This is a genomic window from Nocardia sp. CDC153 (assembly GCF_035818515.1).
In the GTDB taxonomy this organism is placed as follows: Bacteria; Actinomycetota; Actinomycetes; order Mycobacteriales; family Mycobacteriaceae; genus Nocardia.
In genome coordinates this window covers 281,498-301,451 of sequence record NZ_JAYKYU010000002.1, presented here as the reverse complement: position 1 = coordinate 301,451, position 19,954 = coordinate 281,498, and the positions used below count along the sequence as shown (strand labels likewise).

Below are 19,954 nucleotides of genomic sequence, written 5' to 3'. Positions count from 1 at the left end.
ACTACGGTTCGCGAACACCAGTGACGGTCAGCTGTTTCCGGTGGTGGTCGTAGTGCTGTCCCGGATACCGGTATAGCTGCGCGAGGGACATGGATCCCTGGAAGTACGGGTCCCACCGGCTCGGATAGTGCATCTCGCGCGTGAACCTGGCTGCGTCTTCCCGCCGCAGGGAACGAGGCCATCGCGATCGACGTTCGGTTCTGACCTGGCTCCACCTCGATTCGAGCGCCGCAACACGCCCATACGACGATGGTCGCGCGCCTGCCTCCACTGTCAATGGCCGGACAGAACTGCCCCAATTCGGCGTGAGCGTGTGCATGGGGCGTCCGCACCCTGCTGGACGAACGCGGCATCGACAGCCACAAACGGGTAGCCGGATGGGTCGCCGTGGTCCCGGTCTCGGCCCGCTGTGTCTACGCCGGGGTCGTCGAACGCTCCGTCTATGTCCACCCCGGCGCGGGCATCTGCACGGTCCAATCTGGCGTCTTCCCCGAGAACACCCCAGCCTGAACCTGCACAGCAAAGCGGGATTTCGTGTCATTCGCACCCGCGAACGTATCGTCCGCCACCACGACCGCTGGCGCGACGATCGTTGCACGACTACCTGACCATCCCCGATATCTACCGGTATCCCGGACAGCACTACGACATCACCGAAACAGCTGACAGTCTCCGGCGTTCGCGAACCCTAGTGCATGCGCAGGTTAGCCCGTTCGATCGCTACCTACCCGGATATGGCGCACTAGTGGTGCTCCGAGCTGGGGTATCCGCTGGTGCGGCTTGACCATGTACTACCTGCGGTAATGTGCCGCGCAGAGTAGTGGTCGGGTCGGTGTCGGCTGTCGATGCGGGCGAGCGGCGGATGGCGTGAGCAGCCGGAGGAGGCCGGGTGAAGCAGTTGTTGAGCGATCGGCGAGCCGGACGCTATTTCGGCGCGCAGTTGCTGACGCTGTTCGGCGATTCGATGCTGTTCTTGGGGGCTGGCATCTGGGTCAAGACGCTGACCGGCAGCAACTCGGCCGCGGGCCTGACGTTCCTGTTCCTCGCACTGCCCGCGATCGCCGCGCCCGCCGCCGGGCTCCTCATCGACCGGGTCTCGCGACGGTCGCTGCTGATCGCGGTCAATCTGATTCTTGCTGTGGCTGTGTTGCCAATGTTGTTTGTCGATGATCGCGCTCATGTGTGGTTGATCTATGCGGTGATGTTCGCACTCGGCTGCGGAGCCATCTTCCTCGGCGCGGCGCAGATGGCGATCCTGCCGGCATTGTTCGGCACGCAGTTGCTGGCGCAGGCCAACAGCGTGATGTCGATCATCCAGAACGGAGTCCGCATTCTCGCACCGCTTTTGGGCGCGACCCTGTTCACGGTGACCGGCCCGCGAATCGTGGTGCTGGTCGATTCCGCCAGCTTCGTCGTAGCGGCGATCGCGCTGCTGATGATCACTGTGCACGAGACTCCGACCGGGCGCGAAACCGGTGGTCTGTGGTCGGCTCTCGCGGCGGGCATCTCCTACATCCGCGTGACTGTTCCACTGCGCCAACAGATCCTGGCCATGACTGTCGCCGTCTCGATGGGCGGCATGCTCGAATCGGTCATCTACGCCGTGGTCGCGGCCATTGGTCAGCGACCCGCCTTCCTCGGAGTGCTCGTCAGCGTGCAAGCGGCCGCCGCGGTCCTGGCGGCCGTGCCGGGCCCTCGCCTGATCGAACGCCTCGGCGAGGGTCGTCTGCTAGCCGTCGGGCTGCTGGCATTCGCCGCGGCGAACGCGAGTCTGATCGTCCCGCACGAGATCGTCGCGCTGATCGCCATGGTGTTCGCCGGTGCCGGGATCGTCTGGACCACCATCGCGTCGAGCACCTACATCCAACGCGTGACCCCGGACCGTCTCCTCGGCCGCGTCGACACCGCGGTCCAAGTCAGCCGATCCGTGCCCCAAGCAATCTTTCTCGGCCTCGGCGCAGCCCTGGTCGCAGTCATCGACTACCAATTGCTCCTCGCGGCGATGGCCGCGATCACCGCGACCGTCGGTACCTGGCTCATCACCCGCACCGCACAGGCCCGACCCGCTCACCCGCACGGCAGGCCACAACAATCTGCCCGCCCATCAGATTCGCACGGGCGAGCCTGAAGCCACCGCTTGCCAGCCGCGCTGTGACGAGCTGGCCGCGACCATCGTTCGCGAAATGGACAAACCATTCGATGCAGTAGTTGTCCGCGTGACCGATCACTGCGGCATTTGGAGTAGAGACTTTGCGGCGGCGAGGTCCGCGTAGCGCGCTGGGGGCGGCAACGCGACCGAAACATGCGGTGACGCAGGCGATTACGGCCTTCGACGGCGGACTTTGGTCCTCACTGGAGTTGGTTCTTGCGGCATTGCCGGAAGGTTGTGTCGAACCCTGTGATTTCGCGAATGGTTCGTATGATTTGCCTGTCGATTTTCTTGTCTTTGATTGCTCTGCGGTGCCACGGGGATTCTGCCCGATGGGTGCGCGGTCTGTTCTTTCGGAGGAAGGTGATATGTCCGTCGCTGGTTTGGGTAGGGGAGCCCGTTGCGTCGTCGCGTTCGTCGGGATGCTGGTGGTGTGTGCGCTGGCGTTGGCGGGGACGACGGCTTCGGCCGCACCACCTGATGACTCTGTGCCGCAGCGGGTTCCGGTGCGGCCGGTACTGCCGTTCCCGATTCCGCCGCTGCCGCCGGAATTGGATCCCGGGTTCTACGCGCCGCCCGCCGAGGTCGTGGTGGCCAAAAAGCCGGGCGACATCATCGCGGCCCGTGAGGTGCATCTGGCGCTGTATTCGATCATCCCGTTCAATATCGACGCCTGGCAATTGTCCTTCCGCTCCACCAACACTCGCGGTGAGCCGATAGCGGCGGTGACGACCGTGATGAAACCGCGCGGCGACAATGGCGGACAGCCGCGCCCGCTGCTGTCGTATCAGTTCCCCGAGGATTCGAACGCCAACTATTGCGCGCCGTCGTATGTGCTGCAACAGGCGTCGATTCCGGGAAACATAACTTCCCAGTACGACATCCCGTTCGAGTTCGTGGCCCCATTGACCGCGCTGGGCGCGGGCTGGGCGGTCGCCATGCCCGATCATGAGGGCCCGAATTCGGCGTTCGCGGCCGGGCCGCTGGCCGCTCGCATCACCTTGGACGGGATTCGGGCGGCGGAGAATTTCGCGCCGATGGGCCTGCCCGGCCGCGATACCAAGGTCGGCGTGGCCGGATATTCCGGCGGCGCAATCGTTTCCTCGCACGTGGCCGAGGTGCGCGCCTCGTACGCGCCGGACCTGAACATTGTCGGCGTGGCCACCGGCGGCAATGAGCCGGACCTGCGCAAGACCATCGAATTGGCCACCAATAACGCCGGTTCGGGCATCGTGTTCAGCGGTCTGCTCGGGGTGGCGCGGGAGTATCCGGAGCTCGACGGCTACATCCAGCAGCACATGAACCCGTTCGGCCGCGCCATGATTCCGGTGAAGAACGCGTTGTGCCTGTATTCGGCGGGCATCTTCCCGTTCCTCAATATTCCGGGCCTGTTCGACCGCCCAGACCCGCTGCACGATCCGGTCCCGAACGAGGTCTTCGACGCCATCAGGCTCGGGCATTCGGTGCCGGACATGCCGGTGTTCATCTACCAATCCAACCCGGACTGGCTGGCCCCGGTCGGCCCGGTGAACGCGATCGTGGATGAGTACTGCCGAAACCCGAACGCCCGAGTCCATTACGTGCGTGACCATTTCAGCGAGCACATCACCCTGGAACTGATCGGCATGCCGCGGGTGCTGTTGTGGCTGAAGGACCGCTTCGACGGTGTCCCGGTCGGCTCGGGGTGCGATATCCACGACGAGGGCTCGATGGCGCTGGACCCGGCCACCTGGCCCGTCTGGCTGCAGGGTGCGGGCACGCTGCTGGCCGGTGTCGTGCAATGGCCCATCGGAAGCCGCTGACCTCCGGCTATATACACCCGACTGGCCGATCAGGGTCTGTGCAAATGCACTCGAACGGGTCGCCGCAATTGTGAATCTTTCGGATTGTCCGGCTCTGCGCCGGGCACCTACCGTGGTAGCCGCGAATTCGCTCTATATCCGAGGTTCCTTGGTGATCCCGTGCGTCTGCCGAATTGACCAGGAGAAGTCATGAATTCGATCATCAATGCCACCGCGAAAGCCGCGACGTTGGGCGACAAACAAGGGCTGAAAGAGGTCCTCGATTTCCTCGTCACCGAGGAGGCGCTCGGCGTCACCTTCGTCACCGCGGCCATCGAGCGCGCCGCGGGCACGCCCTCGGAGGCGTTTCTGCCCGTCCTGCGCAATGCGGTCACTCAGGAGTACCACCACGTGCAGGCGCTCGAGGACGCGGGCGGGGTGCCATTGACCCGGTCGTACTGGTTTCCCGACGCGGCGTTCGACAATGGGGGAGTCGGCCTGTTCTCCACGCTGGAGATCGTCGAAACCGTGGAGATCAGTCTGTATCTGCTCGGCGTGAGCGCCTATGCCACGGCGCGGGAACCGTTCGGTGCGCGCCTGTGCGCCGAGGCCCTGGGTACCGAGGCGGTGCACCGCGCTCTGGTGCGGCACGCGCAGAACGAACTGGGCCGCGATGTCGGCGTCCCCAATGACGTCGGTTTCGAGAATTTCGACTGGCAATCGGTCGCGGCGGTGCGGACCGCGCTCGAAGGCCTCGGTATCGGATACGGCGTCGAGACCGATCAGCCGGGCCGGTTCTATCAGTACCCGGGTGATCCGCTCGCCAATGGCGTCGGAACACCGGTCAGCCACACCACTCCGGCCTAGGAACCCGCTTCTTTCTACGCCGTTCGACATAGAAAGAAGCGAGGTTGCGCATGTTGGTTCGACGCGTTGCGAAGTCCTGCGGTACCCAGTACGGATTCGATCAGGGCGATGAGTTCGGTTTCGATGTCGTCGAGGGGTTCGGTACTGCGGTGGGCCTTGGCCAGAATCAGTGCTCCCTCGATGGCTGCGATCGCGGTCAGGGTCAGCGAGCGGGAGCGCTCGCGCGGCCAGCTCGGCCTGCCACAGGGTCATTTACCGTTACCCATAGACACACCTACAGCGTTGAAGGGAGTCGGTGATGACCACGCGAACCTTCGATACCTCGGAAGATTCCTGGGATGTGGTGACCAGTGTGGGATCGACGGCACTGGGCGTCGCGGCCGCGCGGGCGGTGGAAGCGGCCCGGCCCGATGCGATGGCTCGCGACGAGTTCGCACGGCTTTTCATACATGCCGCGGGGGAGCCGAGCCTGGTGTCGTGGCTCGGGCACGGGGCGAGCGATGACGTGCAGCGGTTTCTGGAGTACGCGCTGGCCGTGCGGACCAGGTTCTACGACGACTATTTCATCGCGGCGGCCGAGGACGGGATTCGCCAGGTCGTGATCCTGGCCTCGGGACTGGACACCCGCCCCTATCGGCTGGCCTGGCCGTGGGGTACGACGGTCTTCGAGCTTGATCAGCCGAAGGTGCTGGCCTTCAAGGCCGATGTCCTTGCCCGGCACGAGATTTGGCCGACTGCCCGCCATCGCGCCGTGGCCGTGGATCTGCGCGACGATTGGCCAGAAGCCTTGCGCGCGGCGGGGTTCGACCCGGCCCGGCCGACGGTCTGGGCCGCCGAGGGACTGCTGCTCTACCTGCCCGCGGCGGCACAGGACTTGCTGTTCGCCCGGATTCACCGGCTCTGTGCGCCCGGCAGCCGGATGGCGGTCAACTACTACGATTCCGGAGCCGACGAACAGAAGAAGAGCCTGTGGGCCAGCGGCACAGCCGGTTCCAGCGATCCCTTCGGGCATGTCCCGGATTTGGTGCACGCCGACCGCCGGACCGACCCGGCCGCGTGGTTCGCCTCCCGGGGCTGGATCACCTCGGTGCGCACATTCGAAGAGCAAGGTCTCGCCCACGGCCGTCCTGCTCCCGCGCGACTGAGCCGACGGCATCGGGAGCTGACCGATGCCGGTCGCCTGCTGCGCGCCGACCTCGTCGCAGCCGGGCACGCGATCCCCGCGCACTCTAGGCGGGGGTGACGGCCGTGATCTCCTCGTACCGCTTCGATCTCGCCATCGACCTGCCGCTCGACACATTCGCCAGGGTGGTCCGTGATCTCGCCCGTCCCGCGGCGATAGTCCCCTCCGGCACGAGAGCGACCGAACTGCTTGCGGGAGTGGTCAACACGTCCGGTCTATGGATACGGGCGGAAAAGCCGGACCCGGTCGAGAACCGAGCCGATACTTCCGGACGGGTCCCGGTCGCGTGCATACGTTTCCGTCTCGCCGAACTTGGTGATGAACAGCGGCAAGCAGACGACATCGCCCGTCTGGTCGCCGACACCTTGGCGAGTCTTCCCGGTGACGCGCAGTTGATTTCGGAGCATCGAACGGTGTGGCTGCGCCGCCGTGACAATGACCTTGTTCTGAACGCGGACAACACGTTCTGGCAGCCTCATCGCCAGCGGCTGCTGCTCGAGCCCTTCGAGCGGGAGACCGCCTCCCTCGCCAGCTGACCTGGACTTCCCGGCGTGGGTTCATCGGTCGGGCGGCGTGTCTGCGGTCGGTCGTGGCCGCCGTGTCGGTAGGTTGACGCCGGATCGTTCGGCGAGAACATGCTCCACTCCCTTCCCGAGATCGAGGTGGAATCGATGCGTTGCCGAAGGCTGTGCAGTGCTCGTGTCCTGGTGGCCGCCGCCAGCGCCGTGATGATCGCGGCGTCGACCGGAATCGGTGCCGCACCGCTGTCGCGGATCGTCGATGCCGCTGTCGCGCAGGCCGACTCGGCGGGTATGGGCGCGATCGTTGAGGCGCATCCGGTGGCGATTCCCAGTATTCCCACTGGCGCGGCGTTCTCGGCGTGGCAGGTCCGCTACGTCAGCCAGAACACCAAGGGCGACCCGATAACGACGCTGGCGACGGTGCTGCGGCCGGTCAACCGGGTCGAGCCGCCGGTGCTGCTGGCCTACGACGCGATCATCGATGCCATTGCGCCGCAGTGCTTTCCGTCGGCGCAGATGCAAGCCGGCCTCGGAGCACAGGCTACGACCGGCGTCATGGAGATGGACATGATCTACCTCGGTCGTGTGCTCGAGCGGGGCTGGACCGTGGTGGTGCCCGACTACCTCGGTCCCGACGGTGAATTCGCGGCCGGATATGTGGAGGGACGCACCACGCTGGACGCGATCCGTGCGGCCGAGAACTTCGCGCCCGCAGGGCTTTCCGGCGCGGCGACCCCGGCGGCCATCTTCGGCTACTCCGGTGGGGCGCGCGGCAGCGAGTTCGCCGCCGAACTCGCCGCCGACTACGCCCCGGAGCTGAACCTGCGCGGCGTCGCGGCCGGCGGCGTGACCGTGGACATCGCCAACGACGCGCGCGCCATCGACGGCAGTTTCTCCGGTCCCCTCGCCGCCGCAGCCGCGTTGGGCATCGACCGTGCCTACCCTGAACTCGGCATTGCGTCCTATTTCCCCGATCCCGGATTCCGTGCGAACGTGGGCAATCTGTGCCTGCTGCAACTCGAGTCGAGCTACCCGATGCTGCGGCTGTCCGATCACACCGTCACCCCGGGTGGGGTCAGTCTGCTCGACATCCCGGCCATCGCGGCGGTTCTGAGTAGTCTGCGCGCGGGCGGGTACGGGACCCCGTCGATGCCGCTGTACCTCTATCACGCGATGAACGACGAGACCGCCCCCATCGGCGACACCGACGGACTCGTCGGCGACTACTGCGGGCGAGGCGTGAACGTCACCTACGTCAAACATCCCGGAGTCGAACACCTAACCGGTAATCCCGCCGGGAGCCCCGCGGCCCTGGACTGGATCGGCCAACGACTGGCCGGGACACCGACAGGCAGCACATGCGGACTACCCGGACAATCACTCGTCGGATAACCCGCCGCCGATAGCCAGGCGATACTCCCGCCCTGCGAATTCCCGTGTGGCTCAGACCAGTCCGTGTTCGTGGGCGAAGACCACGATCTGGACGCGGTCGCGGAGGCCGAGTTTGCGCAGGATGGCCCCGACGTGGGTTTTCACCGTGGACTCGCTGGCGAAGATCTGCTGGGCGATCTCGAGGTTGGAATGGCCCGCGGCGACTGCGGCGAACACCTGCTGTTCCTTTTCGGTGAGGTCGGCATATGCTTCGGGAACTGGTGCGCGAGTGCGGAATTGGCCGTCGAGCAGGGTGGTCAGGTCACTGGGCGCGAGGACGGCATTGCCGGCGTGGACGGTGCGGATGGCATCGCACAGCAGGGCGGGGGTGGTGTCCTTGAGCAGGAAACCGCTGGCGCCGTAGCGGATCGCGGTCGCGGCGCGGTCGTCGAGGTTGAAGGTGGTCAGGACGAGCACGCGCAGGTTCTTGGTGCGGCGGGCGGCGCGTTCGGGGGAGAAGAGTTGGCGGGTCGCTTCGACGCCGTCCATTTCCGGCATCCGGATGTCCATCAGCACTACGTCCGGTTCGAGGTCCTCGACCAGGTTCAGCGCCTCGAAGCCGTCGGCGGCCTGCCCGACGGTGCGCAGGCCCGGCTGCCCGTCGATGATCACCGCGATGCCGGTGCGGAACAGCTCCTGGTCATCGACCAGCAGCACCCGGATCTCGTCGTCGCTCACGAGCCGACCCTACGCAGCGGCACCCGGGCCGCCACGGTGAACACGCCCGCCGCATCGGCGGGTGGGCGTTGGACGTCGAGGCGGCCGCCAACCGATTCCAGCCGTCTGCGCATGCCCTCGAGCCCGATACCAGACTGATTGGTCTGCTTCGGTTCGGCCGCGACGGCGTTGGCGGTCCGGATCTCGAGGTCGTCGGCCCAGTGCAGTTCGACCGTGATCGCGGTGCCGCGTTCGCTGTGGCGGATGGCGTTGGTGAGCATTTCCTGCAGCACGCGGTAGGCGACCGTGGCCAGCTCGGGGGCCAGGGTGCGGGCGACCCCGGTCTCGGTGAGGTCGATCGTGTGGCCGCTGGCCCGCACGCCCTCGATCAGTTCGTGCAACTCCCCGGGCCCGGTCTCCGACGGTGTGGCGGAGGTGAGAACCTGGCGGACATCGCCCAGCGACGAGCGGGCGAGCTTGGCGATGTTCGCCATCGCGCCCCGCAGCTTCGCAGTATCGGAATCGGCGATGAACTGCGCGGATTCGGCCTGCGCCAGAATCACCGCCAGCGAATGGCCCACCACATCGTGCACATCCCGGGCCATCTGGGCCTGCTCCTCGCGCAGGCGGGCGATCTCGCGGGCCTGCGCGCTTTCCCGGTGCGCACGGGCGGCCTCGGCCTCGGCCGCATGCTGGGAGGCCAGCGAATGCGCTGCCTGCTCGGCGAACAGCCGCAACGCCAGCCCCGCCGCCCAGCAGACCCCGAACAGAGCCAGCACCAGCACCGCTCCCGAGGCGCGCAGCCCGGCGTAGGCCAGCACCCCGGCCACGGGGACCGAGACCGCACTCGCCGCCATGGCCGCCGCGTCGCCACGGCGCGCGGATACGAAAATCACTGCGGCAAAAGCCACTTCGAACATCAGGACCGGAACGCCGACGTAGAGCTGATATCCGAAGCACACCCACATCAGCGCCAGGGCGAGCCCGGGACGCCACCGCGCACAGCCGACCGCCAGCGCCGTGAGAACCACGATGGGGGCGACACTGCCGCGATGGGGAAACGCGTTGTCCCGGATGCTGATCAGCGCTTCGACGGCACCGACGAGCAACACCGTGAGCCCGAGAACGCCATCGAGGATCCGGTCATGCCGCCGGGCGGGAATGACCTTCACCCGATCCTCCTCGCGTGGGAATGCCAGTGCACCATCGGATTGCGACCCAGGTCATCGAACCATGGACGCGACCACCACCGGCCGAGCTCGCCGGCGGCCGTGTCGCGCAGGACGAGGTCATCGGCGATCATCGCCGGGCTGCGCCGAGTTGCCGCTCCCGAATCGTACGAGCAGGGCCGCGATCAGAATCGGCACTGCGAAGGCTCCGGCTATCAGTGCCAGCAAGGCGGCGGGCTGCCAGCTGTAGCCGGTGGTGCGCTGGCCGGCGTGAATGACCAGCACGGCGACGAACAGCAATACCGCGACGGCCAGCCCCACACCGCCGAGCACCCAGGCAACGGGGAAGATGCCCTTCCGCACCACCCGGGCAAGGCCCTGTCCGCGAACGTTGTCGGGGCTTACGTTGAGGTTCATCGACTCTCCCTCACTGTGGCCGTGGCGCGCTCGCACGGCGTTGGATTGGTCGCCTCGACGGCGAGGCTCGTGTCCCACTCTGGACCTCGAGACCGTCCGAAGCCTCCTCCTCGAGTACCGACCGTCTGACCGGAAGTACCGTTCCCGATTCCGGGTAGCCAAGCGGTACCTGCGGGCGGCGATTCGGTACCTGCGGCCGAGGTGCGCCCCTTCCGGTTCCGGCGACAGTGAGTTCATGCGGATAACCACGTCCGCGCTCTCGAAGGGAACCGTCATCGATGCACGCACCGAATTCCACGCTCGAACACCATCTATTCGCCGAATCCTCAGCACCTTTCACGTCGTGCCTACCTATCCGGCGCGGCGCCGAGCCGCATCGGCTTCCCTCGCGAGCACACCCCGGCACCGATGTAGCCGCCGATACGCTGCGTACCACGCCACCGCGAGCCCGGGACCGTGTCTACGCCCTGGGCGCGCTCGCGCTCGCCGTGCTGCTGCTGCTGCCGGTCGCGTTCATCCGCCGACCCGGCCACGCCCGCGCCCTCGCCTGCCGGTGGGCACTGGCCCTGCGCTTCCCCACCCAGGACCTCACCGGTCTCACCCCGGCGGCGCGTCACGCCTTCGACGCCGCGCGCACCGAAGCGTTCTGGCGCCACCGCCGCCTCATCGGTGTCACCTCCGGCTACCGCGATCCCGCCACCCAGCAGCAGCTGTTCGACGTGGAGGTCCGGCGGTCCGGGTCGGTCGCCGCGGCGCGCACGCTGGTGCTGCCGCCCGCCGAATCCAGTCATGTCCGCGGCATCGCGCTGGATGTGCGTCCCTGCGAGGGAGCGCGCTGGCTGGAAGAACACGGCGGCCGCTTCGACCTGTACCGAACCTACGACAACGAATGGTGGCACTTCGAACACCGCCCCGAGACCGCCGGGATTCCCCCGCTGCGAAAGCCGCATCCGGGCGCCGCACAGCAGATGAACCCGAACGCCGAGACGCGCGCGATCGCAGCGTGAGACGGGCACCGCCGAGTACCGCCATGCCCTGGCCGGAGCATGACGCACTGTCCGAAGGTAGTCGTTTCCGACAACGCGTGGAGGCAAGGGAGGCGGTCGAGCACTCCCAGAGCTACCGCCAACTCCTGAATTGAATACGTCTGCAACGCAATACGATATGTCAGCAGGTCGCCGACAGCCTGAATGAAGTCGACAGCGCTGGCATGCAGCCGGGATGCCACCAGAAGTAGCTTGACTCCCACTGTGCGGCCCATCCGAAGGGTTCGCTCGAGGAAATCTGCGAACCCAGGACGTGCCTGGATGAATCCCGGAAACTCATTGATAACGACGAGAAGCGTTGCGATGTCATTCATCTCCGAGCCACCGTGATGCGCGCTCTGAGCTTCGCGGAGAGTTCTGAGACCCGAGTCATCGATCAGGCGACTCCTTCGGTCGATTTCAACCGACACCGCTTGCTCCAACCGTTCGATCAGCGGCGGCTCATCCTGAATGTTGATGACAACAGACGAGGTATGGGGCAAATATTCCAGCCCCGAGAACGTCGCACCTGCGGTCCAGTCGGCGAGTCATCCCCGGACCGAAGCCGTTGCGCCAGTACATCATCCGGCGGCAGAGCCGCACCGCGCCCCACGCACACTCCTCGGTCGAGCCGAACCGTCAACCGGCCCACTGTAACCGCCGCAGCGCTGAAAGGCCTCGATCGCGCCGCGGGGCGCAGGTCACCCGCCACCGCGGGCGCGGTTCCGCGATCGTGTCGGAGTGTCGGTGTAGCCTCTGCCGCTATGCAGCCCGCGACCGCTGTCGTGTCGAAAATCGTTGCTGGCCTCGCGCCGTTCGATGAACTCGAAAGCCAGCACATCGCAACAACGTTGGACTGGCTCGCATCGACCGACGACGTCTTCCGGCGCATCAAACCCGCGACCCCCTCACCACACCTGGTGGCCTACGTGGTCCTCGTCGATCCCGATCGACGCGGGGTGTATCTCGGTCAGCACCGAATGGCAGGCCTGCACTTGCCGATGGGCGGACACCTCGAACCCCACGAGCACCCCCTCGACGCGGCCCGCCGCGAGGCCCGCGAGGAACTCGACATCGAGCCGAATTTCGATGTGACAGGAGACCTCCCGCTCTTCCTCACCCGAACGACCACAGTCGGTCGCACAGCAGGACACATCGACGTCTCCCTCTGGTTCGTGATCCGCGGCAACCGCGACCACAACTACCCCCTCGACCCCACCGAGTTCGACACCGGCCAGTGGTGGGACCTCGATCCCCGCCACCTTCCCCCGACCGACCCCCACCTTCCACGCTTCATCCGCAAACTGGACGCCATCCTAAATCCACAAACGCCGCGGTGAGCGTGCTGGTGGTAATCACGGCGGTGATCGCGGTCCTCGGTCGCTAGGAGAGATGAGCGGGGATACTCGGGTGGTGGACCCTATTGTGGACGACGCGCCGGATCGGGAGAGTGCTGCCGAGTTGGTCGTCGGGGCGGGGACGCCCGAGCATGTTGCGATTCTGCGGTACTACTTCGCTGAGCGGCGATGGGAGTGGTCGCCTGAGGCCGCGGCCCTTTATGGTTATGACCCCGGCGACAACGTCACTCCGACCACTGAATTGCTGGTGGGGCATCAGCATCCCGATGACCGCGGTCGTGTGGAAGCGGAATTCGTTTCTTCGGTGCGCGACGAAGCTCCGTTCTCGAGTCGTCATCGGATCATCGACGCGCACGGGCGCACCCGCCCCATTCTGATCGTCTCTCGTCCGCTGGTCGGTGATGACGGCGCCACCGTCGGGACCGAGGGGTATGTGGTCGATCTCAGCGACACTGTGGCCGCTACCCGGGAGGAGATCTTCGACGAGGTCATGCCGGAGTTGTTGTCCCACCGCATGGTTATCGAACAGGCCAAAGGTGCGCTCATGCTTGCCTATGGGCTTTCCGCTGACCATGCCTTCCGCGTGCTGGTGTGGCGATCCCAGGAAACCAATATCCGAGTCCGGGACTTGGCGGCCCGCCTGGTCGAACGACTCTCGACGATCGAGCTTCCCGCCGGCGCTCGCACCCGCGTCGATCACGTTCTGCTGACCCTGCAGGACTGAGCGGGCTACGGCCGGTCAGCGCGCCGACCGCCACCGGCGATGTACCGCATCGCGCGATCTGACCGGTGACTCCGAAGCTCTTGTGGCATGGGCGACCCGGCCACGGTGACCGTTCGCCCGGCCGGGTCAGGGGATGGGGAGCTCGATGAGCTGGACCAGGGACTTGGCGTCGGTGGTGCTGTGCTGGGCCAGCTCGGTGAAGAAGTGGGCGACGTGGGGTGTGGTCAGGTGGGTTCGGAAAGCGGTTGTGTCGGTGTAGATCTCGTAGAGGTAGAACACCGCGGGGTCGGAAGGTGTGCGAAAGGAACGAAATTCGAGGCAGCCGGGTTCGCTGCGGCATGTGGCGGTGAGGATCGCGATGGCCGCGGCGAGGGGCTGTTCGTGGCCGGGCGCGGCCCGGACCACCGCGAGCATCGGACGTTCACCGGGCGGGAGGTCGTCGGGGATCTCCGGTGTGTACCGCGGGTCGGCGGCGTTCATGCGACGTGCACCGGGGTGCCCGGCAGGACGAGGCGGACCTCGATGTCGGGGGCCAGGCGGGCGACCGCGTCGGCGTAGTGGCGGGGATCGTGGTCGGCCGCGGTCGTCATCTGGTCGCCGAGGCGGCCGCTGTGGAAGGCGTAATGGTGTGGGATGGCCAGCGTCGGGCGCAGGACGGCGGTGAGGGAGGCGGCCTGTTCGGCGTCCATGACGACCTGTCGCATGTTCAGCTGCCGCACGCACAAGCCGTTGGTCGGCAGGATCGAGAGATCGAACTTCCCGAAACGTGAAGGGAGCGTGTCGAGTTCGGGCACGCGCAGGGAGTCGCCGCCGAAGAACACTGTGCGCCCGCCGGATTGGAGCACGAAGGTGACCTCGTGGACGCCGTGCTCGCCGGGTGTGGCGGTCACGGTGAGGTCGCCGACGGTCGTCGATTCCCATGCTTCGATGGTGCGCAGATCCCGGAAGCCCTTGCGGGCGGCTATCGATGTGACGGTGGCAGGGCCGATCAGCGGGGTGTCGAGGTCGAAGCCGCCCGCGATCAAGGCGTCCAGGTCGCAGTGGTCGTAGTGCTCGTGGCTGACCACGACGGCGTCGACGCGGCCCAGGCCGGCGGCGGTCGCGGCGACCGGTTCGCCCGGGTGGTAGGTCGCGGTCTCGGTGAACCAGGGATCGGTCAGCACCCGCAGGCCGCCGAACTCGATCAACTGGCAGGCGTGCCCGATTCGGGTCACGGTGAGGGAGGTGGCCATGATCGTTGTCCTTACTTCGGCAGGTCGAGGTCGAGGATCGCGCCGAGCAGTTCCTCGGGTGTCTCGAGCTGGGGCAGATGGCCGGTGCGGGGCAGCAGCGTGAACGCCGACCCGGGGATGGCGGCGGCGTAGGCCATGCCGTAATCGGGGTCGACCATGCGGTCGCTTTCACCCCACACCACGTGGACCGGCAGCTGGATGTCCGCCAGCCGTGCGGCCAGGGTCGGATCGCTCATGGTCGGGCCGGTGTAACCGATCATCGCCTGCACATCCGGGCTCGGCCCGGCGTCGCCCTCGGGCCCGATCGGGGCCTTGCTCGGGTCGTGCCAGGACATCGCGCGGATCTGTTCGATCGACTTGCCGCGCACATCGCCCCTCGGGTGGTCGTCGACCTCGATGCCGACCCCGTCGACGATGACCGCGCCGCTGACCCGCGGGCTGTCCAGAAGGGCGATCTCGGCGGCCAGCCAGCCGCCGAAGGAATTGCCGATCACCGTCACATCGCTGAGATCGAGCTGGCCGAGCAGGGCGACATAGGCCCGGGCGAGTGCGATGACATCGGTCAGCCCGGCAGCCTTCGGTGTGCCTGCGAACCCGGGATGGGTGGGCACCAGCACCCGCGAATGCGTGCGCTCGGCGAGCAGGTCCGCGAACGGGGTCATGGTCTGCGGTCCGCCGCCGCCGTGCAACAGCAGGAAGGGGCGGGTGCGGTCCAGATCGGCGACCGTGATCTCGACGGAATCGGTTGAAAGGGAATGGGTTTCGATGCGAGTGGGTCGCAGGCTACCGGCCGGAACGGTGGTGCTCATTGTTTGCCCTTCGAGCAATCGGTTATCTAAGGAAGCTGATATCAATAACCTTATATCAGGGTCCTTATGTAAGCAACCTTTGATTTGAAGGCTAGGATGAACGCCATGAGCTATCGTCCGGCCGAGGTGGGCCTGGCCGTCAAACGGCTGCAGCACCGCCACCACCGCGCACTCAATCGAGCCCTGGCCCCGTTGGGTCTGTCCCTCGTGCAGTGGGACACCCTGCGTCACCTGCATGCCAATCCGGACGCGTCGCTCCACGACCTCGCCGTACTGACCTTCCAGACCGACCAATCGTTCGGCTCCCTGGCCGCCCGCATGGCCGACCGCGGACTCATCGAACGCATCCCCGGCCCGGGTCGTGCTGTGCGCCACCGGCTCACCGCACAGGGCGAACAACTACGCGCCGACGGTCAGGCGATCATGGACACGATCGCCGAGCAGTCCTTCCACGGCCTGTCCCAGACCGAGCTGGACACGCTCGGAGCGCTGCTCGAAAAGGCCCTCGCCGCCGAATCAGCCTAGCGGGGCAACAAAAGTGGTCGGCGGTGCGCGGGACGGGTCTGTCGAAGGGGCTTATCGCCGGTGAGGGTGATCGCGGTGGCATCGGCGCGATAGGTCCGACACACGGAGGTGGTGAGGCTGCCAGGCACGGCTCGGCGAGTCGGTCATGCTGGATGTCCGACCACCGAGGAAGAAGGTAGCCGTGCGTGTTGCCGTGGCCCGGGAGTTGACCGGGATCGAGAGTGTCACTGTCGGGGAGTTGCCGCCACCGCCCGACCCCGGTCCCGGTCAGGTGCTGATCCGCGTCCATTGCGCGGGCGTGGGTCCGTGGGATGTGGGAATGCTGGGCGGAGGGTTTCCCGGGACTACGGTGCCGTTCGTTCCGGGCCAAGAGATCTCCGGTGTCGTCGAAGCGGTCGGGGCGGGCGCCGAAGTCCAACCGGGACAGCGGGTTTACGCGACGACGTTCCCGACCGGCGGCGGACTCGCCGAGTTCGCGCTCGCGGATTCCGGCCGGGTGGCCGCGATGCCTGCCGACACGGACTTTCCGGCGGCGGCGGGGCTGGTGGTAGCAGCGGGAACCGCGCACGAAGGGCTCATCGACCGAGGACGGCTGCGGGCTGGGGAAACCGTCCTCATTACCGCCGCCTCGGGCGGAGTCGGCAGTTGCGCGGTGCAGATCGCGGTAGCCGTGGGCGCCCGAGTCCTGGGTGTGGCCAGCCTCGGCAACCACGCTTATCTACGGAGCCTGGGTGCCGCGGCGGTGTTCGACTATCACGACCCCGACTGGGCCGGACAGGTCCGCCGCGCCGTGCCGGAAGGCATCGACCTGTTGTTCGACGGCGCCGGGGGACAGACCCGCGACAGCGCCCTCACCACGATCCGAGACAACGGCCGCGCGGTGTCGATCATCGCCCAGGAGCCGATGGGTGAGTTGGAGCGCGGGATCACCGGGGACACTTTCGCCGCACGCGTCGACCGACAGCGCCTCGACGCGCTGACCGCCTTGGTCGAAGCCGGCAAGCTACATCCGACGCTCGAGGCCGTATTCCCACTCGAGCGAGCCCCCGAAGCGCTCGCACGCGTCGCCGGTGGCCACACCCGCGGCAAGCTCGTAGTGCAGATCGTGCCGTAGCGGCGGCCGGTAGCGTCTGCCCACCGGCACTCGAGCGGGTGTCCCTCCGGTCTCGGATCCGAACAGTGGACCGCCGCCAAAACCCTGGCCGATCACCGAGTGTGGGTGAGGCATGGCCGTCGCGTGCCCGTTGGTAACGACTAGTCGGTATTCGATCGGGTCAGGCTGAGGCGGACCATGGGGAGGAGGTTGACGGGGGTGTTGGTGGCGGCCTCGATTGTGGTGCGGAGTTTGGTCCAGGCTTTGGGGTGGTGGTTGATGTAGTGGGCGAGGGCTTGGGCGGATTCGTTGTCTGTCATGGGGGTTGCGAGGGCGGGTAGGCGGCGGTGGAGGCCGATCGAGAGGTGGACGGTGGGGTGGGTGGTGATGTTTCGGTACCACTGAGCGGTGGGGCCGAATCCGGATACGACGATGTAGTGGTCGGGTGTGGGGTGGTCGACCACTTCTAGGACGACGTAGCGGGGTTGGCCGGTGTGGCGGCCTGTGTGTTCGAGCATCAGTAGGCGTGTGCCGAACAGGAAGCCGAGGCCGATTCGGTAGAGGGTGATGGGGGCTCGGACGACCCATCGGGTTCGGAGGGCTCGCGCGCCGATTCGTGAGGTGAGGGTGGGCGCGGTCATGGGGGTCTCCTTCGGGGGCGGTCGTGATGGTTATTGGGCGCGTTCGCGGACGACGTGTGCGATGTCGATGCGTCGGAGCAGGCGGGCCGCGGGGAGTTGTGAGGTGGCTGCGGCGGTCGATACAGCCAAGATCGCGAGGATGGGCGCTGTGGTGCCCAGGCAGAGGCCGAAGGTGAACATGTCGCTGGCGAAGGTGCGGAGGAGGGTCCAGGCGGCGAGGTATCCGGCGGCCAGGCCGATCGGGACGGCCAGCAGTGTCGCGGTGAGGTTTTCGGCGGCGAGGGCGGCGGTGAGTCTGCGGACGGGGACGCCCGCGGCGCGGAGGGTGGCCAGTTCGGTGGTGCGGTCGGCGAGGTTGACCGTCATGGTCACGTAGATGACGGTGAAGGCGAGCAGCGTGCCGAAGATCAGCATCGCGGCGATGAATACCCAGAACAGACCGAGGAATTGGTTCACCTGGTGCTGGATGGCGCGGGTATCGCTGTAGGCGAGCACTCCGGGCAGGGCGGTTACCTTGGCGCGCACCGTGTCTCGATCGGCCGTGCTGGTGAAGCGCAGCAGATAACCGTGTAGTCCGTTGCCGCCCAGGTCGATTGCCTGGGAGGCGTAGGCGTAGGTGCCCAACGGCTCGTCGAGCAGGCCCTGGAGTCGTTCGGACTTCGCAGCCCCGAGCGCCGGTGTGACCGTGAGTGTGTCGCCCACGGAGACATGGAGTTTCTTCGCCGCCGCCGCGCCGACGAGAATGCCGGTATCGGGCAACCGTATGCCGGTCCCATCGGAGCTCCGGAATCCGTGCATCGTGGTGTTCGGTACCAGTCCGGTCAGCGTGGTCGAATAGGAACGCCCTCCGGCGGCCAGCGTCACCGGCGTCAGCGCGGCGGGCTCGACAGCGGTGACTCCCGAGACCGAATGCAATTGAGCGACAATCTCGTTCGACGACATCGCGGTGATGACGGTGGCATCCTCGCGCTCGACCCGATCGAACTGGATATCCAGGGCCGAGCGCATGCTGGTGAGCATCCCCACCGACGCGAGGATCAGCACCAGGGCCAGCACGGTTCCGGTCATGGTGGCGAGGGTGCGCCGACGGCCACGGGCCAACGACCGCACCGTCATTCGCGCGACCACCGGCAGCCGATGCCAGTGCGCGGTCAGCCGGGACAACCGACCGGTCGGTTGCAGTGTGGTTCCGTCGCCCCGCATGGCCGCCGCGGGCGCGATACGTGCCGCCGCCACCGCGGGAACAAGTCCGGCAACCGCGCCGGTGAGCAACCCGAGGACCACGGCGATCACGGCGGTCGACCATCGATGATCGACAACCGTATCGGGTATGCCGACCGCCTTGGTATAGGCCGCGGTCACCGCCGAGGTGGCGACGAAGCCCGCGAGCACCCCGAATACCGTGCCCGCCACCACGATTCCCACCCCGTACCGCACATAGTGGCCGACCACGGTGCGCCGGCGTGCCCCCATGGCCAGCATGGTGCCGATGATCGGGCGTTCGGCCAGCACGAGCCTGGTGATGAGAACGTACTCCGCGACGGCCGCCGCGACCAGGAACAATGCGGGAAATGCGACGGCGAGCTCGGAGAAGCCGCTGAGATCCTCGTGCAGCGCGGCATTGGACGGCTGCTCGGCCCGCGTTCCCACCTCGATCGCGCCCGCTTCGCGCAGCAGTCGCACGACCTGGTCGCGGTCGGATTGCGTTGCCGTGGAGCGCATTTCGACCAGCGTCTGCCCGATTCCCGCGGACCCGGTCAGCCGCGCGAGCTGATCCTGTGGCGCGAAGACCACGGCGAAGCCGTGCGGGTCGCCCAGCACCTCCTGACGGCTGCGGGCCGGCCACAGGTATTCCGGTGACCACGCGATACCCGAGGCGGTGAGCACGTGCCAGGTCGTGCCGTCGAAGACCCTGAGTTCGCTGCCCGGGCGCAGGTCGAACGTCTGCGCGGCGTGATGTTCGACCATCACCTGATCGCCCCGGGCGGGGTCCGGCGATCGACCCGTGGCCACACCGATCTCGTTCACCCCGTCGGGTCCGGTCGTCCCGATGACGCGGCCCAGCAGCTTCGTGCCGCCGATCGACATGGGCACATCGGCCTGGGTGCGCACCGAGACCCGCGCCACCCCGGGCGCATCGCGCACCGCGGCCGCCACCCGCGCGCTATCGCCTCCGGATGCCGTGAAATCGGCGAAATGCAGCCGCGAATAGGTGCGCTGGTAGGAGCTTTCGAGATTGCGGAAGGAGTCGTAGCTGGCGACGAACAGCAGCACCCCGAGCAGTACCGTCACCGCGATGGCGGCCACCTGCGCCGACCGCCGCCGCAGATCCCGCACGATCTTGCGGGTGAGCACCCGATGCGTGAGCATCG

Annotated in this window: 19 protein-coding genes and 1 pseudogene; 11 read left to right on the top strand and 9 right to left on the bottom strand. The window is 66.9% G+C overall.

The annotated features are described in order from the left end of the window. The first annotated feature begins 940 nt into the window (after positions 1–940). From VMT65_RS09550 to VMT65_RS09540, 3 genes are all read left to right on the top strand, one after another. Complete coding sequence (locus tag VMT65_RS09550; RefSeq protein ID WP_326307704.1) at positions 941–2,128, top strand: MFS transporter; 1,188 nt, start codon at positions 941–943, stop codon at positions 2,126–2,128. A gap of 389 nt (positions 2,129–2,517) precedes the next feature. Continuing rightward, a complete protein-coding gene (locus VMT65_RS09545; protein ID WP_326307703.1) occupies positions 2,518–3,951 on the top strand; it encodes a lipase family protein in 1,434 nt (477 codons plus the stop codon). Positions 3,952–4,140: 189 nt separating this feature from the next. Next, a complete protein-coding gene (locus tag VMT65_RS09540; RefSeq protein WP_326307702.1) occupies positions 4,141–4,797 on the top strand; it encodes a hypothetical protein in 657 nt (218 codons plus the stop codon). A gap of 14 nt (positions 4,798–4,811) precedes the next feature. On the opposite strand, the pseudogene VMT65_RS38400 reads toward VMT65_RS09540, so the two are convergent. Beyond that, positions 4,812–5,012 (bottom strand): annotated as a pseudogene (locus VMT65_RS38400) (LmrA/YxaF family transcription factor); the annotation flags it as partial. 83 nt (positions 5,013–5,095) lie between these two features. Here VMT65_RS38400 and VMT65_RS09535 point away from each other — a divergent pair. The 3 genes from VMT65_RS09535 to VMT65_RS09525 all read left to right on the top strand — a co-directional run bounded on the left by VMT65_RS09535 (position 5,096) and on the right by VMT65_RS09525 (position 7,893). Beyond that, positions 5,096–6,040, top strand: a complete 945-nt coding sequence (locus VMT65_RS09535) for an SAM-dependent methyltransferase (protein ID WP_326307701.1) — start codon at positions 5,096–5,098, stop codon at positions 6,038–6,040. A gap of 5 nt (positions 6,041–6,045) precedes the next feature. Then, positions 6,046–6,516, top strand: coding sequence for a SitI3 family protein (locus VMT65_RS09530; protein ID WP_326307700.1), 471 nt, complete (start codon positions 6,046–6,048; stop codon positions 6,514–6,516). Between the two features lie 135 nt (positions 6,517–6,651). After that, positions 6,652–7,893, top strand: a complete 1,242-nt coding sequence (locus tag VMT65_RS09525; RefSeq protein WP_326307699.1) for a lipase family protein — start codon at positions 6,652–6,654, stop codon at positions 7,891–7,893. A gap of 51 nt (positions 7,894–7,944) precedes the next feature. Here VMT65_RS09525 and VMT65_RS09520 read toward each other — a convergent pair whose 3' ends face one another. From VMT65_RS09520 to VMT65_RS09510, 3 genes are all read right to left on the bottom strand, one after another. Beyond that, positions 7,945–8,610: a response regulator transcription factor gene (locus VMT65_RS09520; RefSeq protein WP_326307698.1), complete on the bottom strand. Its 666-nt coding sequence runs from the start codon at positions 8,608–8,610 to the stop codon at positions 7,945–7,947. Next, complete coding sequence (locus VMT65_RS09515; protein ID WP_326307697.1) at positions 8,607–9,761, bottom strand: sensor histidine kinase; 1,155 nt, start codon at positions 9,759–9,761, stop codon at positions 8,607–8,609. Before VMT65_RS09515 ends, VMT65_RS09520 begins: the two co-directional genes overlap by 4 nt. 117 nt (positions 9,762–9,878) lie before the next feature. Then, a complete protein-coding gene (locus tag VMT65_RS09510; protein WP_326307696.1) occupies positions 9,879–10,175 on the bottom strand; it encodes a hypothetical protein in 297 nt (98 codons plus the stop codon). Between the two features lie 278 nt (positions 10,176–10,453). Between VMT65_RS09510 and vanY-N the strand changes: the two genes are divergently transcribed. The 3 genes from vanY-N to VMT65_RS09495 all read left to right on the top strand — a co-directional run bounded on the left by vanY-N (position 10,454) and on the right by VMT65_RS09495 (position 13,282). Then, entirely contained in the window at positions 10,454–11,182 is a 729-nt protein-coding gene (gene vanY-N, locus VMT65_RS09505) for a D,D-peptidase/D,D-carboxypeptidase VanY-N (RefSeq protein WP_326307695.1), read from the top strand. 782 nt (positions 11,183–11,964) lie between these two features. Beyond that, the gene (locus tag VMT65_RS09500; RefSeq protein WP_326307694.1) at positions 11,965–12,540 is read left to right on the top strand and encodes an NUDIX domain-containing protein; all 576 of its coding nucleotides are present in this window, start codon (positions 11,965–11,967) and stop codon (positions 12,538–12,540) included. A gap of 73 nt (positions 12,541–12,613) precedes the next feature. Continuing rightward, positions 12,614–13,282: a PAS and ANTAR domain-containing protein gene (locus VMT65_RS09495; RefSeq protein ID WP_326307693.1), complete on the top strand. Its 669-nt coding sequence runs from the start codon at positions 12,614–12,616 to the stop codon at positions 13,280–13,282. Positions 13,283–13,408: 126 nt separating this feature from the next. On the opposite strand, the gene VMT65_RS09490 is transcribed toward VMT65_RS09495, so the two are convergent. From VMT65_RS09490 to VMT65_RS09480, 3 genes are read right to left on the bottom strand one after another with little or no spacing between them, the layout of a single operon-like run. Then, positions 13,409–13,762: a putative quinol monooxygenase gene (locus VMT65_RS09490; RefSeq protein ID WP_326307692.1), complete on the bottom strand. Its 354-nt coding sequence runs from the start codon at positions 13,760–13,762 to the stop codon at positions 13,409–13,411. Continuing rightward, the gene (locus tag VMT65_RS09485) at positions 13,759–14,514 is read right to left on the bottom strand and encodes an MBL fold metallo-hydrolase (RefSeq protein ID WP_326307691.1); all 756 of its coding nucleotides are present in this window, start codon (positions 14,512–14,514) and stop codon (positions 13,759–13,761) included. The genes VMT65_RS09490 and VMT65_RS09485 overlap by 4 nt, the downstream gene beginning before the upstream one ends. Positions 14,515–14,525: 11 nt before the next feature. Continuing rightward, a complete protein-coding gene (locus tag VMT65_RS09480; RefSeq protein WP_326307690.1) occupies positions 14,526–15,323 on the bottom strand; it encodes an alpha/beta fold hydrolase in 798 nt (265 codons plus the stop codon). A gap of 105 nt (positions 15,324–15,428) precedes the next feature. Between VMT65_RS09480 and VMT65_RS09475 the strand changes: the two genes are divergently transcribed. Continuing rightward, on the top strand, positions 15,429–15,848 hold the full coding sequence (locus VMT65_RS09475) for a MarR family winged helix-turn-helix transcriptional regulator (RefSeq protein WP_326307689.1): 420 nt from the start codon (positions 15,429–15,431) through the stop codon (positions 15,846–15,848). Between the two features lie 181 nt (positions 15,849–16,029). Beyond that, positions 16,030–16,962 carry an NADP-dependent oxidoreductase gene (locus tag VMT65_RS09470; RefSeq protein ID WP_326307688.1) on the top strand — a complete coding sequence of 311 codons (933 nt, stop codon included), beginning with the start codon at positions 16,030–16,032 and terminating at the stop codon, positions 16,960–16,962. Positions 16,963–17,102: 140 nt separating this feature from the next. On the opposite strand, the gene VMT65_RS09465 is transcribed toward VMT65_RS09470, so the two are convergent. Further along, entirely contained in the window at positions 17,103–17,582 is a 480-nt protein-coding gene (locus tag VMT65_RS09465; protein ID WP_326307687.1) for a nitroreductase family deazaflavin-dependent oxidoreductase, read from the bottom strand. Positions 17,583–17,612: 30 nt separating this feature from the next. Then, positions 17,613–19,952, bottom strand: coding sequence for an ABC transporter permease (locus VMT65_RS09460; RefSeq protein ID WP_326307686.1), 2,340 nt, complete (start codon positions 19,950–19,952; stop codon positions 17,613–17,615). Positions 19,953–19,954 lie beyond the last annotated feature (2 nt).